Below are 16,304 nucleotides of genomic sequence, written 5' to 3'. Positions count from 1 at the left end.
CGCCCACGTTCGAGGCCCGGGTTTTCGCCCGGGCCTCGCTTACAATAACGGCATGAAACTCAAATTCACCAAGATGCACGGCGCGGGCAACGACTTCGTCGTGCTCGACGGCTACAGCCAGGACCTCGCGCTCACGCCCGAGCGCGTGCGTGCGCTCGCCGACCGCCACTTCGGCATCGGCGCGGACCAGTTGCTGATCGTTGAGAATCCGACCGTGGAAGGCGTGGACTTCCGCTATCGCATCTTCAATTGCGACGGCGGCGAGGTCGAGCACTGCGGGAACGGCGCGCGCTGCTTCGTGAAATTCGTGCGCGACCGCAAGCTCACCGATTCGAACCGCGTGCGCGTGCAGGTGCAGAAGGGCACGATCACGCTCGTCGTGCAGGAAAACGGTGAAGTCGTCGTCGACATGGACCGTCCCGATTTTGAACCCGAGCGCGTGCCGTTCAACGCGAACGGCCTCGAAGGCCGCCGCGAAGGCAACGACACGCTCTGGCCGCTCGATGTGAATGGCGCCCGGCGCTGGGTGTCGGTCGTCTCGATGGGCAACCCGCACGCGGTGCAGGTAGTCGACGACGTGGAAGCATACCCAGTGAAGGCGGAAGGCGCGGTGATCGAAACGCACGCGCGCTTCCCGAACAAGGTGAATGCCGGGTTCATGCAGATCGTTTCGCGCAACGAAGTGAAGCTGCGCGTATTCGAGCGCGGCGCCGGTGAAACGCTCGCGTGCGGCACGGGCGCGTGCGCGGCCGTGGCGGCGGGCATTCGCCGCGGGTTGCTCGACACGCCCGTGAAGGTGCATACGCATGGCGGCATGCTGACCATCGCCTGGGACGGCGCGCGCGACGAATCCGCCGCGCTCACCATGGCGGGCCCGGCCGCCACCGTGTTCGAAGGCGAGATCGAGCTGGCCGACTAGCGCGTATTTCGGACCGAATCCAGCCCGCTTTAGGCCTTGCGGCGCGTGCAATGAGAGAACGTCGCGCCGCACGAAAACTCAAACGCCTGACAGACTGCGCGCCGCCGTGCGCGCCGTACAACTACAACGCGTCCACAACATGAACGATCGCGAAGTTGCCGACTATCTGCTCGCCCACCCCGATTTTTTCGTTGAGCACGCCGAACTGCTCGCGACGATCAAGCTAGGCAATCCGCACGGCAAGGCTGCCGTCTCGCTGCAGGAGCGCCAGATGGAAATGCTGCGCGAGAAGAACAAGCATCTCGAGCGCCGCCTTTCGGAACTTCTGCGTTACGGCCACGAGAACGATTCGATCGCCGCGAAGTTCAATCGCTGGACCACGCGCATGATTGCCGAGCGCGATCCGCACGCGCTGCCGCGCTCCATCACGCAAAACCTGCGCGACGTGTTCGACATGCCGCAAGCCGCGCTGCGCGTGTGGGACGTGGCCGAGGCCTACGGGCAAGCCGATTTCGCGCGCCAGACCGGCGAGGAAGTGCGCATCTTCGCGAACAGCCTCGACACGCCGTACTGCGGTGCGAACACCGGCTTCGAGGCAGCGCAGTGGCTTGACTCGACCGACGGCGCCGCCGAATCGGTCGCCATCATCGCGCTGCGCGCACCCGCCGTTGCCTCGAACGACGCTCCGGCGGGCGAAGCCTTCGGCCTGCTGGTCATGGGTTCGCCCGACCCGCGCCGCTTCCACGACGGCATGGCCACCGACTTCCTCACGCAGATCGGCGCACTCGCGAGCGCGGCGCTCTCGCGCCTGCTGCCGCACTGACGCTCGCCCAGGCCGCCCAACGTGAACCCGACCGATCCGATCGCCGATTACCTCGCGACGCTCGAACACGAGCGGCGGCTATCGGAGCACACGCTGCGCGGCTACACGCATGAACTCGACGAGCTGAAGAAGCTCGCGGGCGGCAAGCCGCTCGAAACGATCACGGCCGCGCAAGTGCGCGGTGCCGTGGCGCGCGCGCACGCGGGCGGCCTCTCGGCGCGCTCCATCGCGCACCGGCTGTCGGCCTGGCGCGCCTTCTATCGCTGGCTCGCGGGCCGTATCGAAATCGATGCGAATCCCGTGGCCGCCGTGCGTGCGCCCAAACGCGCCAAAACGCTGCCGAAGGCGCTTTCCGTCGACGACGCCACGCACCTCATGGAAGCGCCCGCCGTCGCCGGCGCGCAAGAAGTCAGCCCCGAGACGTTGCGCGACCGCGCGATGCTCGAGCTGTTCTACTCGTCGGGGCTGCGTCTCGCGGAACTCGTCGGGCTCGATGTGCATTATGTGAAGCGCGACGGCTACGAATCGGCGGGTTGGCTCAAGCGCGACGCCGCCGAAGTCGAAGTGCTCGGCAAGGGTAACCGTCACCGCATGGTGCCGGTCGGGCGCAAGGCGCTCGACGCGCTCGATGCCTGGCTCGCCGCGCGCAGCGCCTTCGTGAAGCACGACGACGCCCCGCTCTTTCTCTCCGTGCGCGGCAACCGCATGGCGCCGGGCGTGGTGCGCGAGCGCGTGAAGCGCGCCGCCATCGCGGCGGGCATTCCGGCGAACGTGCACCCGCACGTGCTGCGGCACTCGTTCGCCACGCATCTGCTGCAGTCGAGCGGCGACCTGCGCGCCGTGCAGGAACTGCTCGGCCACGCGAGCATCGCGGCCACCCAGGTCTACACGTCGCTCGACTTTCAGCATCTCGCGAAGGTCTACGACACCGCGCATCCACGCGCCAAGAAGCGCGATTAAAGCGCGGCGGAGCACGCGCCACGTGGCATGCAACGCCACGCTGCGCCTGCTCCGTCATCCAGCATTGAAGCCATCATGAATATCGTCACCCTCAAGCCGTCCAAAGAAAAATCCCTGCTGCGCCGCCATCCATGGGTCTACGCGAACGCGATCGACCGCGTGGAAGGCAAGCCCGCGCCCGGCGCGACCGTCATCGTGCGCGCGGCCGACGGCCGCTTTCTCGGGCGCGCCGCCTACAGCCCGCATTCGCAGATCCGCGCGCGCGTGTGGAGCTTCGACGAAAACGAGCCGATCGACCATGCGTTCTTCAAGCGCCGCGTGCAGCGCGCCGTGGCCGACCGCCGCGCGATGGTGAGCGGCACGGGCGCAGTGCGCCTCATCTTCGGCGAGGCCGACGGGCTGCCGGGCCTGATCGTCGATTACTACATCGAAGACGGTGGCGAGGGCCGCGGCCAGCTCGTGTGCCAGTTCATGGCGGCGGGCGTCGAGGCTTGGAAGGAAGCGATCGTGGCGGCGCTCACCTCGGCTACGGGCTGCCCGAACGTGTACGAGCGCTCGGACGTATCGATCCGCGAGAAGGAAGGGCTCGAACAGATCACTGGCCTGCTCGCCGGCGACGAACCGCCCGAAACCATCATCACGAACGAGAACGGCGTGCGCTATCACGTGGACGTGCGCAACGGCCACAAGACCGGCTTCTACGTGGACCAGCGCGACAACCGCGCGCTCGTGCAGACCTACGCGCGCGAGCGCGAGGTGCTCAACTGCTTCTGCTACACGGGCGGCTTCTCGCTCGCGGCCATGAAGGGCGGCGCGAAACGCGTGGTATCGATCGACTCGTCGGGCGAGGCGCTCGCCACGGCGCAGAAGAATGTCGAGGCGAACGGCTTCGACGCGGCGCTCGCCAGCTGGCTCGACGCCGATGCCTTCAAGACGCTGCGCCGCCTCCACGACGAGGGCGAGCGCTTCGACCTCGTGGTGCTCGATCCGCCCAAGTTCGCGGCCTCGCGCGAGCACGTGGACCGCGCCGCGCGCGCCTACAAGGACATCAATCTCACGGGTTTCAAGCTGCTGCGTCCGGGCGGTCTGTTGTTCACCTATTCGTGCTCGGGCGCGATCGATTCGGCGTTGTTCCAGAAGATCGTGGCGGGCGCCGCCGCCGACGCCAAGGTGGACGCTCGCATCCTCAAGCGCCTGGGCGCCGGTGTGGATCACCCGTTGCTCACGGCATTCCCGGAAGGCGAATATCTGAAGGGCCTGCTGTTGCAAATCGCCTGAGACGGCCTTATTTGAGCCCTTTCGGGCGGCGCGCCGGAGCGCCTGTTCCCGCCCCGATTGGGCTCGCGCCCGGCCGCCGCATGCAGCCGCGGCGCAGATATGTTTCAATAAGAAGTTATGTTGTAACACTCGAAGGCAGCGACAGCACGAAGCGGCGCGCCTGAACGTACCCCTCGAACACCTACCAGGCAGACAGCATGGCAACCAGCATGATTCCCGTCACCATCCTGACCGGCTTTCTCGGCAGCGGTAAAACCACGCTGCTCAAGCGCATCCTGAACGAGAAGCACGGCATGAAGATCGCCGTGATCGAGAACGAGTTCGGCGAAGAGAACATCGACAACGAAATCCTCGTGCAGGACAGCAACGAGCAGATCATCCAGATGAGCAACGGCTGCATCTGCTGCACGATCCGCGGCGATCTCTCGCGCGTGCTCGGCGACCTCGCGCAGCAAAAGCGCGACGGCAAGCTGGACTTCGACCGTGTGGTGATCGAAACCACGGGTCTCGCGAATCCGGGCCCGGTGGCGCAGACGTTCTTCATGGACAACGAGATCGCCGACGAATTCCTGCTCGACGCGATCATCACGCTCGTTGACGCCAAGCACGGCAACCATCAGCTCGACGAGCACGAAGTGGTGCAGCGCCAGGTCGGTTTCGCCGACCGCCTGTTCATCACGAAGGCCGATCTCGTCGACGAAAAGGAACTCGCCGACCTGCGTCATCGCGTGCTGCACATGAACCCGAAGGCGCAGATCCGCCAGGTGAATTTCGGCGAGACCGACATCAAGGAAGTGTTCGATTTGCGCGGCTTCAACCTGAACGCCAAGCTCGAAATCGACCCGGACTTCCTCGCTGAAGACGATCACGACCATGGTCACGCACACGCGCATGATCATGACCACGCCGACTGCGACCACGATCACGGCCAGTGCAGCCACGAAGGCCACGACCACGGTCACCATCACCACCACGCGCACCACGACGACAAGATCAAGTCGTTCGTCTACCGCAGCGACCGCCCGTTCGATCCGAACCGCCTGGAAGACTTCCTCGGCGGCATCCTGCAGATCTACGGCGAGCGCCTCCTGCGCTACAAGGGCGTGCTCTACATGAAGGGCGTGGATCGCAAGGTGGTGTTCCAGGGCGTGCACCAGATGATGGGCAGCGACCTGGCCGCCAAGTGGCTGCCGATCGAGAAGAAGGGTAGCAAGATGGTGTTCATCGGCATCGAGTTGCCGCAGGACCTCATCACCGACGGGCTCGACGCCTGCCTCGCCTGACGGAATTCTCCCGTTTTTCCCGCTTTATTTCGATACACGCCCGGCCCCGCGCCGGGCGTTTTCGTCTGGATCTTGCGCGCCGCAACATGGCGCTGGCGCTGCGTTTGCGGCCTGCGCAAAGATCTCTTCCCGCTTCGTGCGTCAAATAACGTACCCGACCATCGCTTTTTCACGATTGGCGCGTTATATTTTCTGGATATCGACCGGTCCGCAAACGGCCTGATGACAGGCGGGCCACGGCAGGGATTTCCCGCTTGCGGCGCGAGTTTGCGGTTCGGTTACAATACGGCCCCACTGGAAGAGAGGTGCCCCGGTTTTGAGCCGAGGGACGCCCCGCCGGCAGCGCAACGGTCGCAGCGCGCAGTCGGTACGATATATGCCTCAGGAGCATCTGAAGACCGGTTTCCAGAGGAGTTCGGCCCCGCAGCGGCGCTTCGGGCGTCACGACAGTTCATCGTCCGTGCCCGCCAGCGCGCAATAACGGCGCGGTAACTGCGCCTGGCAAAGTGGTGAAGGTTGGATATAGGCCACCGCGGCCACTGCGGGCAACACAAAAGTGCAGGCAAGATGTGCCAGTTTTGCCTCACTCATTGAAGAAGCAAGCCAGATGACGACGAAACGACTCTTGACCGAAGCCGAAATCCTGAAGATGAGCGACAAGGATTACATGAACGAGGATCAGCTCGCCTTCTTCAAGAACCGGCTCGAACAGCTGCAGGCGGAAATCCTCCGCAATGCGGGCCAGACCACTGAGAATCTGCGCGAAACCGTGATCGTTCCCGATCCGGCCGACCGCGCGACGATCGAAGAAGAGCATGCGCTCGAACTGCGCACGCGCGACCGCGAACGCAAGCTGCTCAAGAAGGTGCAGCAATCGCTCGCTCGCATCGATTCCGGCGACTACGGCTGGTGCGAAGAAACGGGCGAGCCGATCGGCATCCCGCGTCTGCTCGCGCGTCCGACCGCCACGCTCTCGCTCGAAGCGCAGGAGCGCCGCGAATTGCGCCAGAAGCTGTTCGGCGATTGAGCTTTTTTCTGGCCGCGAAGCGCTGCTTGCGCGGCTAGTGACTTGCCTTCCCTGTCGAAGCGCACGGAGCACCGTGCGCTTTTTTCTTTTGCGCGCGCTATTCCTCAGCCTTCTGCGCCCTTTTCCCGTGCGCCCGAGCGCCGCGCCGTTTTCTGCGCTCGCAGCCCTTGATATGCCCAGCGCCGCCCTAAACTCCAGGTGATATGCGCTCGCGGCGCGCCCGAGGCGCGCGCGACGCACCCGGATTCAGGGCAGTGGCGCCCCCATGCATGCACAACGCGCGAGCGCCGCTGCGCCCACCCGAAAGCGGCAGGCATTCCACCTACGCATCCAACCCGGCATCAACGGTAAAAAGGAACGCACATGGAGCAATTTCACGGCACGACGATCGTATCCGTGCGGCGCGGCGACAAGGTCGCGCTCGGCGGCGACGGCCAGGTCACGCTCGGCAACATCGTCATGAAGGGTGGCGCGAAGAAGGTCCGGCGCATTTACGGCGGCAAGGTCATGGTCGGCTTCGCCGGCGGCACCGCCGACGCGTTCTCGCTGCTCGACCGCTTCGAAGCCAAGCTCGAAAAGCATCAGGGCAATCTCACGCGCGCGGCCGTCGAACTCGCCAAGGACTGGCGCACCGACCGCATGCTGCGCCGCCTCGAAGCCATGCTGATCGCCGCCGACGCGACCACGACGCTCGTGATCACCGGTAACGGCGACGTGCTCGACCCCGAAGGCGGCATCTGCGCAATCGGCTCGGGCGGTTCGTACGCGCAGGCCGCAGCGAAGGCACTGGTCGACAACACCGAACTCTCGCCGCGCGAGATCGTCGAAAAATCGCTCGAGATCGCGGGCGACATGTGCATCTACACGAATCACAACCGCGTGATCGAAACCATCGAATAACTCGCGTCACCCGCCGGACACACGAGAAGGAATCAGGATGAGCACCATGACCCCCGCCGAGATCGTCTCGGAACTCGACAAGCACATCATCGGCCAGGCGAACGCGAAGAAGGCCGTGGCCGTCGCGCTGCGCAACCGTTGGCGCCGCCAGCAGGTCGCCGAGCCGCTGCGCCAGGAAATCACGCCGAAGAACATCCTCATGATCGGGCCGACGGGCGTCGGCAAGACCGAAATCGCGCGGCGTCTGGCCAAGCTTGCCGACGCGCCCTTCATCAAGATCGAAGCGACCAAGTTCACCGAAGTGGGCTACGTGGGCCGCGACGTGGACAGCATCGTGCGCGACCTCATCGAGATTTCGGTCAAGCAGACGCGCGAAACGGAAATGCGCAAAGTGCGCAGCAAGGCCACCGACCAGGCCGAAGACCGCATTCTCGACATCCTGCTGCCGAGCGCGCGCCCGGTAGGCTTCGGTTCGTCCGATGCAACGAGCCATGCCGAAGGCGGCGACAATGCCACGCGCCAGACCTTCCGCAAGCGCCTGCGCGAAGGCCAGCTCGACGACAAGGAAATCGAACTCGACGTCGAGCAGCCGCAGGCGGGCATGGACATCATGGGCCCCCCGGGCATGGAAGACATGACCGAGCAGATCCGCTCGATGTTCGCCAACCTCGGCGGCGGCAAGAAAACGCGCCGCAAGCTCAAGGTGAAGGAAGCGCTCAAGGTTCTGACCGACGAAGAAGCGTCGAAGATGCTCAACGACGAAGAGGTCAAGGCCAAGGCCGTGCAGAACGTCGAGCAGAACGGCATCGTGTTCCTCGACGAAATCGACAAGATCGCCTCGCGCAACAACGAAGGCAGCGGCGGTGAAGTGTCGCGCCAGGGCGTGCAGCGCGATCTGCTGCCGCTCGTGGAAGGCACCACCATCAACACGAAGTACGGGATGGTGAAGACCGATCACATCCTGTTCATCGCGAGCGGCGCGTTCCATCTCGCGAAGCCGAGCGATCTGATCCCCGAACTGCAGGGCCGTTTCCCGATTCGCGTGGAACTCGACTCGCTCTCCGTGAAGGACTTCGAAGCCATTCTGGTCGCGACCGACGCCAGCCTCGTCAAGCAGTATCAGGCGCTGCTCGCAACCGAGGACGTGCAGCTCGATTTCGCCGAAGACGGCATTCGCCGCCTCGCGGAGATCGCCTTCTCCGTGAACGAGAAGACCGAGAACATTGGGGCGCGCCGTCTCTACACGGTGATCGAAAAGCTGCTGGAAGACGTGTCGTTCGCGGCCGGCAATCACGCGGGCAAGAGCGTGACGATCGACGCGGCCTATGTCGACAAGGCGCTCGGCGAAGTGGCGCAGGACGAAGACCTGTCGCGCTACGTACTCTAAGCGCGACGCATGGCGCATGAAAAAGGGACCCCGCGGGGTCCCTTTTCTTTTGCCGCGTTCGTCGCGCTTACTGGCGCACCGGACGCTTCGCGAGCTTGCGTTGCAGCGTGCGGCGGTGCATGTTGAGCGCGCGCGCCGTGGCCGAGATGTTGCCGTTGTGCTCGGCCAAAACGCGCTGGATGTGCTCCCATTCGAGGCGCGCAACCGAAAGCGGCGCCGGGTGCTCGATGGCTTCTTCGGCCTGCATGGCGCTCGCATCGCTTTGGAGTGCCGAGAGAATCATCTCGACGTTCGCGGGCTTGGCGAGATAGTTGTCCGCGCCGTCCTTCACGGCTTGCACCGCTGTGGCGATGCTCGCGTAACCCGTGAGCACGAGCATGCGCGCGTCCGGCTGCAGTTCGCGCAGCGGCGCGATGAGCGACAGGCCTGAATCGTTGCCGAGATGCAGGTCCACGGTGATCTGCGAGAACTTCTGCTGGTTGGCGAAACGAATCGCCTCTTCCGCATTGTGTGCCTGCTTCACCTCGAAGCCGCGCCGCGTGAGGCCGCGCGTGAGGATATCGGAGAACACTTCGTCGTCGTCGATGACCAGAAAACTCATATCGCTCATGCCTATTTCTCCGTGTTGTTACGCGGCGTCGGGCCGGCCCGGCCCCTCGCCTGATCCAATCTCCGAACCCGCGGACGCCGCGGCTTCTCGCGCCGCCGCCGCTGGGTTCACCTGACCCGCCTCACCCGCCTTGACCTGCTTCGCCGGCAAGCGCAGCACCGCACGGGTGCCGCGCGCGCGGCGCGTCCGCATGCCGCTGCCCGTTGCGGCGCCTGGCGGCGTGTCGTCGTCCGCGCCGCTTACTTCGCCCGACGCGCTGCCGGGCGGTGTGACGTCGTTGAGCTCGATCGAGCCGCCAAGCCGCGCCGCCGACGAAAACGCCAGATACAGCCCCACGCCGTGACCGCCCTGGGTGCTATCCACAGGCGCGGCGCCGAGCGACGCGCGCAGCGACGACGGAATGCCGGGCCCCGCATCGCAGACTTCGAAATCGACGTAACCGGCTCGTGCCGCCGCATAGGCGCGCAAGGTCACGAAATCGCGGCTGGCGCGCGCGGCGTTGTCGAGGAGGATGGTGAGGATCTGGCCAACCGCGACGGTGTCGTCGAGGGCGAAGTCGCCCGGTCCGTTGTCGAGGAGTTCGAACTTCACATGCGGATGGCGCAGGCGCCATTGCTCGACGAACGGCCCGAGCCATTCGCTCACGACCTGGCGCGCGCCCGTGGACGACGCGCGGCTTCTCAGCCGTGCGAGCGCCGAGGTACAAAGCGAGATCTGCTTGTCGAGCAGTTCGAGGTCGGCGGAATACGGTGCGAGGCCCTTGTCCGTGCGCGCGACATCGCGCAGTTCCTCGGTGAGCATGGCGATGGTCGACAGCGGCGTGCCGATCTCGTGCGCGACGGTAGCGGCCTGCACGCCGAGCGCCACGGCGCGCTCGTCGCGCAACAGGCGCTGCTGCGCGTCGCCGAGCGCTGTGTCACGTTGCCGCAGCGCGCGCGACATACGCGCGACGAACCACACGATCAGGCACACGCTCACCATGAAGTTCACCCACATGCCCGCGCGATAGTAGTCGAACAGGTTGGCGGGATTATCGAGATTGAGCGGAACGTTGTCGAAGCCGAGCAGCACGTAGCAGGCCACGGCGAAGGCCGCGAGCCACGCGGTGAGATACCACGGCAGCACGGCGGCCGCGATGGCGAGCGAGGGCAGATAGAGCGAGACGAACGGGTTGGTCGTGCCGCCAGAAAGAAAGAGCAGCGCGGAAAGCGCGCCGAGATCGACCCAAAGCTGGCCGAACAACTCGAGATTCGATTCGGGACGATCCTGCGTGACGCGCAGCCAGGTCACGCCGTTGAACGCCACTTCCATGGCGATCACGAACAGCATGGCCGGCAGCGGCAACTGCACGCCGATGAAGAGCTGCACGAACGCGATCGTGCAGAGCTGGCCGATGATGGCGAGACTGCGCAGCCAGAACAGATGGCTAAGGTTGACACGAGCACTGACGGTTATGCGATGCATGCTGTCAGTTTACCGGTTAAGACTTGTCTGATTCATCATCTTGAAAAGGTTTGCTTCAATCTATGTCATCCGCCGGCCACATTCACTTCGGCGTTCTCTGACAAGCAAGAAGGAATCATGCAGACCTCACTTCCTGACGTGCTCGAACCTGTGCGCACGCTCTTCCTCGATTTCATCGACGCGGCTGCGGCCGGTGGAACCGCCCAGTCACCCGATGCGTCCGCACACGAATTGCTGGCCGCCACGCGCACCGTGATGCAAGGCTTCGACGACGACACGCTCATGCTCATCGCCGCACGCGCTCAGGATAGCGCTCTGGCGGAAGAAGCCGTGCGCATGAGCGCTGCGCTCGCCCGGCTCGCGCCGAAACGGGCGGCCGCGTGGTTCGCAGCGGGCCTTTCGCTGCAGTTAGCAAACCGTCACGCCGAAGCGGTAGAACCTTACCGCCACGCGCTGGCGATCGCGCGTACGTTTCCAAATCTGCGCAACAATCTTGCAACGGCATTGATGCAGATCAATTTTGGAGATGCCCAGATTCTGCCGCTGCTCGAAGAAACGGTCGCCGAAGAGCCTGACAACGTCAACGCCTGGATCAACCTTGCGCGCGTATTCCCAACGGATAGCCGCACGGCGCGTCCCATCGAAGCGAGCCGCCGGGCGCTCGAACTCGCGCCTCAGAGCCCGCTCGCCCTGAACAACTACGCGATGGCCTGCAAGGAAGCCCAGCAGTGGGACGAGGCCGAAAGCGCTGCGCGCGCCGGCTGCCAGTATGCGCCCAACGACGCATCGCTACGCTTGAACCTGTCGATGACCCAGCTTCTGCGGGCTAACTATGCCGAAGGCTGGCCCGGGCACGAGCTGCGCTGGCAAGGGTCGAGCGAACTGGCTGCGGGCCGCCCGGTGTTCCCGAAGCCCGAATGGCGAGGCGAGCCGCTCGCGGGCCGCACGTTACTGGTATGGGGCGAACAGGGCATGGGCGACTTGCTTCAGTTCTGCCGCTTTGTGCCGATGCTTGCCGAGCGCGTGCATCGCGAAGGCGGCCGGCTCGTATGGAATTCGTTCCCGCAGATGGGCGCGCTCCTCGCGCGCAGCCTCGGCGGTCATTGCGACCTGTACTGCGCGGGTGGCCCCGTCGAAAGCCTGCCGCCCTACGATTGCGAAGTCTCGCTGCTGAGCCTGCCGCTCATATTCGGCACGCAGGAAGCGACGATTCCCGGCCCCACCGGCTATCTCAAGGCCGATCCCGAGGCAGCGGCGCACTGGCGTGAGCGCCTTGCGGGCGAAGAGCGTCTGAAGGTCGGGCTTGCCTGGACGGGCAGCCTCACGCACAAACGCAATCCGTTTCGTCGCGTCGGGCTCGAACGGTATGCCAGGCATTTCGGCGGCATCGAGGGCACGGCGTTCTACTCGCTGCAGCCCGGCGCTCACGAGGACATCGTAGCCGCGCGAGAAGCCGGATTCGAAGTCGCCGACTACAGCGCGCAGTGGAAAACCTTCGACGACACCGCCGCGTTCATCGACTCGCTCGATCTGGTGATTTCCGTGTGCACGTCGAGCGCACACCTCGCGGGGGCGCTCGGCAAGCGCACCTGGGTCTTGCTCGACGTGAATCCGCATTGGGTCTGGCTGCTCGATCGCAGCGACAGCCCGTGGTATCCGAATACCCGGCTCTACCGGCAAAAGACGTTTAAACAGTGGGAGCCTGTGCTCGACGAAGTCAGCGCCGATCTCGCGGCGCTCGCGCAGAGCGTCCGGGTCAAGACATAGCGCGCCTGCCCTTCGATGCGGCGCCCACGGCCGGAGCCGCCCCCGCCGCAAGGCATTCGGGGCAGAGGCACCGCCCGCGCGGGTCGAGTTCACTCACGGGCAAGGCGGGCAGCGACTTGCACCAGCAATCGAAGGGTTCGGTGTTCCTGCCGCAGTCGAAGCTTTTCCCGCAGCGCGGGCAGCGGGCGCTTTTCATGCCGGTGGCGGGCACGGCGGAGGCGGTCATGGTGCGCACTCCTCTCGAAGCCAAGGGTTGGTGACACAGAGATGATGCCACAGCCGGCGTGCGCGCCCTTCGCCGGCCTTTTCGCGCCCCGGCTTTCCCTCCCGCTCTTTTCCGCCGATTTCGCCCCGTTTTGCCGCGCTGCCGGTGCGCTGGCGTCCATGTTGCGCACGCGCCTCGCCGCCCTTCCGATGCGCTTTGTTTCCCCGCCGTTTTCCCTGCTGCACCGCGCCAGTCCTGTACAATCCGGCCTGTTTCGACCGTTTTGCGGCCGCGTTTTTCGTCCGCGGATCTTCGTCCGCGAGTTTCGTCTGTTTTTCGTCCTGTCTCCGCCGCCATGTCCGAGCCCATCGACCTTTCGCAGATCGCACCCACCCTGAAAGCCGAAATTCTGGCCGAAGCGCTGCCTTACATTCGCCAGTACCACGGCAAGACCGTCGTCATCAAGTACGGCGGCAACGCCATGACCGAAGAGCGTCTGAAGCAGGGCTTCGCGCGCGACGTCATCCTGCTCAAGCTCGTGGGCATCAACCCGGTCATCGTGCACGGCGGCGGCCCGCAGATCGACACGGCGCTCAAGAAGATCGGCAAGCAAGGCACGTTCATCCAGGGTATGCGCGTGACCGACGAAGAGACCATGGAAGTCGTCGAGTGGGTGCTCGGCGGCGAGGTGCAGCAGGATATCGTCACGCTCATCAATCACTTCGGCGGCCATGCGGTCGGCCTGACCGGCAAGGACGGCGGCCTGATCCACGCACGCAAGCTGATGATGCCGGACCGCGACAACCCCGGTCAGTACATCGACATCGGCCAGGTGGGCGAAGTCGAGGCGATCAACCCGGCGGTCGTGAAGGCGCTCCAGGACGACGCGTTCATTCCGGTGATCTCGCCGATCGGCTTCGGCGAAGACGGCCTCTCGTACAACATCAACGCCGACCTCGTGGCGGGCAAGCTCGCGGTGGTGCTGAACGCCGAAAAGCTCGTGATGATGACGAACATCCCCGGCGTGATGGACAAGGCGGGCAACCTGCTCACCGACCTCTCGGCCCGCGAGATCGACGCCCTGTTCGAAGACGGCACGATCTCGGGCGGCATGCTGCCGAAGATCTCGTCCGCGCTCGACGCAGCCAAGAGCGGCGTGCGCTCGGTGCACATCATCGACGGCCGCATCGAGCATTCGGTGCTGCTGGAAATCCTGACCGAACAGCCGTTCGGCACGATGATCCGCTCGCATTGAGCTTCCGCCAACCGTCGGCGGCAGCGTGCCGCCGACGCGTCTCACGCCCGAGATGACCCACTCCAGCCTTCATGCCAGGCGTGCCCGGCACCGGCCGCGCCGCGTCGCCGGCACGCGAGGCGCCCCCGCCTCACGCGGCCCGGGCTACGGCGCCCCCGTCTGGCTCTTCGATCTCGACAACACGCTGCACAATGCGTCGCGCGCGATCTTCCCGGCCATCAACGCCGGGATGACGCAGTACATCATCGACGCGCTCGGCGTGAGCCGCGACGAAGCCAATCACCTGCGCACGAGCTACACGCACCGCTACGGCGCGACGCTGCTCGGCCTCGCGCGCCATCATCCGATCGACCCGCACGACTTCCTCAAGGTCGTGCACACCTTCGACGACCTGCACGGCATGCTGCACGCCGAGCGCGGCCTCGGCCGCACGCTCGCCTCGCTGCCCGGCCGCAAGATCGTTCTCACCAACGGCCCCGAGGACTACGCGCACGCGGTGCTCGCGGCGCTCGGCATCGAGCGGCTCTTCGAACGCGTGATCGCCATCGAAGGCATGCGCTCGCGCAGCCACTGGCGCGCCAAGCCCGACCGCGCGATGCTGCGCGGCACGCTGCGCCGGGCGGGCGTCGCGCTCGCCGACGCGATCCTGGTCGAAGACACGCGCGGCCACCTCAAGCGCTACCGGCGTCTTGGCATCCGCACCGTCTGGATCACCGGGCACTTGCCGGCGCATCTGCCGGGCACCGGCAGGCCCCACTATGTCGATCGTCGCATTCGTTCGCTAAAATCCCTGAAACCAGGCCTGCAGTTGGGACGCTCGAAGTCAAACGGGGGAGCGTAAGCCCAGGGGCCAACGCCAGGGACGATATCCATGCAGCCGACAGAAACGCGTGAAGCAGTCGAAGCAGCAGAATCGCCGGGCGCGGCCCGCCGCGCTCCCCGCCCAAAACCGGGCGAACGCCGTATCCATATTCTCCAGACGCTCGCCACCATGCTGGAGGCGCCGCGCGGCGAGAAAATCACCACCGCTGCGCTGGCCGCGCGCCTCGGGGTTTCCGAAGCCGCGTTGTATCGCCATTTCGCGAGCAAGGCCCAGATGTACGAGGGCCTGATCGACTTCATCGAGCAGACGCTCTTCGGCCTCATCAACCAGATCGTCGAAAAAGAGCCGAGCGGCGTCCTGCAGGCGCGCGCGATCGCCCTGATGCTCGTCAACTTTTCCACGCGCAACGCGGGCATGACCCGCGTCCTGACCTGCGAAGCCCTCGTGGGCGAGCACGAGCGCCTTGCCGAGCGCGTGAACCAGATGCTCGATCGCGTCGAGGCGTCGCTGCGCCAGTGTCTGCGCGTTGACCTCGCGCAAGAGGCCGAGCGCAAAGCGATTTCGGGGTCTGACCATGTCAACGCGAAGCCTGCCACCAAGGGATACGATCCAACGGTCCGTGCGAATCTGGTCGTGCGCTATGTGATCGGTTGCTGGCATCGCTATGCGCAAAGCGGCTTCACTCGTTCACCGAGCGAGCACGCCGACGAGCAGATCCGCATCATTCTTCAATAGCGCGGCCGCGCGGCGTTTTTTCGTGGCGGCTGCCCGCGTCGCTACAAGGAGAACCGCCGCATGAACCGTCCCGTTCCGCCCTTCGGCCTTCCGCCCATCCTGACGAGCCTCTCCGCGCATTGGGGCTGGCTCATCGCGCGCGGTATCGCCGCCATCGTCTTCGGCGTGCTGGCCTTCTCGCTGCCCGGCCTCACCGTGCTTACGCTCGCCATCGTCTGGGGCGCCTACGCGATCGTCGACGGCGCGTTCGCGCTCATCTACGGCGCGCGCGGCGGCGGCACCCGGCGCTGGACCTACGTCATCATCGGTCTGATCGGCGTGATCGCCGGGCTCGTCGCGTTCTTCTGGCCCGGCGAGACCGCCATCGTCCTCGTGATGATCATCGGCGTGTGGGCGTTCTTCACCGGCATCTTCGAAATCGTCTACGCGATCCAGTACCGGCACGCCATCGCGCATCCGTGGGCGGTCGGGATTTCGGGGCTGCTCTCGGCCACGGTGGGCTTTTTCTTCGCGATGTTCCCCGGCGCGGGCGCGCTCTCGCTGATCTGGGTGATCGCCGCCTACGCGGTGCTCTACGGCCTCTTGATGATCATCGCGGCCTTGCAGCTGCGGCGCTGGCGCAACGCGCATCCTTCTGCGCCCAAGGCGTGATAAGGCTTCGCGGCCTCGCGCGGCGCGCGGGCACATGAAGGGAAGGCGAGGCCCGGTCGCCCGGCCCGCCTTTCCTGTGCGCCGCGTCGCTTTGCACTTTTTCCGATATACTCTGCGTTCCTTATGCAATACCCACGCGCCGATTTGCTGACTCGATTGCGGGCGCGTGAACTCCCAGGCTTCTGGCCTGGAGTTCGATATAAATGCGGCTAAAGAG

At 65.3% G+C, this 16,304-nt stretch carries 16 protein-coding genes; 13 read left to right on the top strand and 3 right to left on the bottom strand.

Annotated elements, in window-relative coordinates; all coding sequences use genetic code 11:
• Nucleotides 1-52: 52 nt before the first annotated feature.
• The 8 genes from dapF to hslU all read left to right on the top strand — a co-directional run bounded on the left by dapF (nt 53) and on the right by hslU (nt 8,577).
• The gene (gene dapF, locus FAZ97_RS00365; RefSeq protein ID WP_158756669.1) at nt 53-919 is read left to right on the top strand and encodes a diaminopimelate epimerase; all 867 of its coding nucleotides are present in this window, start codon (nt 53-55) and stop codon (nt 917-919) included.
• Between the two features lie 139 nt (nt 920-1,058).
• Nucleotides 1,059-1,742 (top strand): DUF484 family protein, encoded by a 684-nt coding sequence (locus FAZ97_RS00360; protein WP_158756668.1) that lies wholly within the window; start codon nt 1,059-1,061, stop codon nt 1,740-1,742.
• Between the two features lie 21 nt (nt 1,743-1,763).
• The gene (gene xerC, locus FAZ97_RS00355; RefSeq protein WP_158756667.1) at nt 1,764-2,702 is read left to right on the top strand and encodes a tyrosine recombinase XerC; all 939 of its coding nucleotides are present in this window, start codon (nt 1,764-1,766) and stop codon (nt 2,700-2,702) included.
• A 75-nt stretch (nt 2,703-2,777) separates the two neighbouring features.
• Nucleotides 2,778-3,980 (top strand): class I SAM-dependent rRNA methyltransferase, encoded by a 1,203-nt coding sequence (locus FAZ97_RS00350; RefSeq protein ID WP_158756666.1) that lies wholly within the window; start codon nt 2,778-2,780, stop codon nt 3,978-3,980.
• Nucleotides 3,981-4,189: 209 nt separating this feature from the next.
• Nucleotides 4,190-5,263 (top strand): CobW family GTP-binding protein, encoded by a 1,074-nt coding sequence (locus FAZ97_RS00345; protein ID WP_199272084.1) that lies wholly within the window; start codon nt 4,190-4,192, stop codon nt 5,261-5,263.
• Nucleotides 5,264-5,870: 607 nt separating this feature from the next.
• Entirely contained in the window at nt 5,871-6,290 is a 420-nt protein-coding gene (dksA, locus tag FAZ97_RS00340) for an RNA polymerase-binding protein DksA (RefSeq protein WP_028203189.1), read from the top strand.
• Between the two features lie 363 nt (nt 6,291-6,653).
• Nucleotides 6,654-7,190 carry an ATP-dependent protease subunit HslV gene (gene hslV / locus FAZ97_RS00335; RefSeq protein ID WP_158756664.1) on the top strand — a complete coding sequence of 179 codons (537 nt, stop codon included), beginning with the start codon at nt 6,654-6,656 and terminating at the stop codon, nt 7,188-7,190.
• A 37-nt stretch (nt 7,191-7,227) separates the two neighbouring features.
• Nucleotides 7,228-8,577 (top strand): ATP-dependent protease ATPase subunit HslU, encoded by a 1,350-nt coding sequence (hslU, locus tag FAZ97_RS00330; RefSeq protein WP_158756663.1) that lies wholly within the window; start codon nt 7,228-7,230, stop codon nt 8,575-8,577.
• A 67-nt stretch (nt 8,578-8,644) separates the two neighbouring features.
• Here hslU and FAZ97_RS00325 read toward each other — a convergent pair whose 3' ends face one another.
• Entirely contained in the window at nt 8,645-9,187 is a 543-nt protein-coding gene (locus FAZ97_RS00325; protein WP_028203192.1) for a response regulator transcription factor, read from the bottom strand.
• A gap of 18 nt (nt 9,188-9,205) precedes the next feature.
• Entirely contained in the window at nt 9,206-10,651 is a 1,446-nt protein-coding gene (locus FAZ97_RS00320; RefSeq protein ID WP_158756662.1) for an ATP-binding protein, read from the bottom strand.
• 117 nt (nt 10,652-10,768) lie between these two features.
• Between FAZ97_RS00320 and FAZ97_RS00315 the strand changes: the two genes are divergently transcribed.
• Nucleotides 10,769-12,418 carry a hypothetical protein gene (locus FAZ97_RS00315; protein ID WP_158756661.1) on the top strand — a complete coding sequence of 550 codons (1,650 nt, stop codon included), beginning with the start codon at nt 10,769-10,771 and terminating at the stop codon, nt 12,416-12,418.
• Here the strand turns inward: FAZ97_RS00315 and FAZ97_RS00310 are convergent.
• Entirely contained in the window at nt 12,408-12,644 is a 237-nt protein-coding gene (locus tag FAZ97_RS00310) for a cysteine-rich CWC family protein (RefSeq protein ID WP_158756660.1), read from the bottom strand. The genes FAZ97_RS00315 and FAZ97_RS00310 overlap by 11 nt on opposite strands.
• A 334-nt stretch (nt 12,645-12,978) precedes the next feature.
• Between FAZ97_RS00310 and argB the strand changes: the two genes are divergently transcribed.
• The 4 genes from argB to FAZ97_RS00290 are packed head-to-tail and all read left to right on the top strand — an operon-like array spanning nt 12,979 to nt 16,087.
• Complete coding sequence (argB, locus tag FAZ97_RS00305) at nt 12,979-13,878, top strand: acetylglutamate kinase (protein WP_028203194.1); 900 nt, start codon at nt 12,979-12,981, stop codon at nt 13,876-13,878.
• Nucleotides 13,879-13,930: 52 nt separating this feature from the next.
• Entirely contained in the window at nt 13,931-14,719 is a 789-nt protein-coding gene (locus FAZ97_RS00300; protein ID WP_158756659.1) for a pyrimidine 5'-nucleotidase, read from the top strand.
• A gap of 30 nt (nt 14,720-14,749) precedes the next feature.
• Complete coding sequence (slmA, locus tag FAZ97_RS00295) at nt 14,750-15,436, top strand: nucleoid occlusion factor SlmA (protein WP_158756658.1); 687 nt, start codon at nt 14,750-14,752, stop codon at nt 15,434-15,436.
• A gap of 60 nt (nt 15,437-15,496) precedes the next feature.
• Nucleotides 15,497-16,087, top strand: coding sequence for an HdeD family acid-resistance protein (locus tag FAZ97_RS00290; RefSeq protein ID WP_158756657.1), 591 nt, complete (start codon nt 15,497-15,499; stop codon nt 16,085-16,087).
• Nucleotides 16,088-16,304: the final 217 nt, after the last annotated feature.

Source organism: Paraburkholderia acidiphila (assembly GCF_009789655.1).
Classification (GTDB): domain Bacteria; phylum Pseudomonadota; class Gammaproteobacteria; order Burkholderiales; family Burkholderiaceae; genus Paraburkholderia; species Paraburkholderia acidiphila.
Note: the sequence above shows the minus strand (reverse complement) of the source record. Positions and strands in the feature narration are given on the sequence as shown.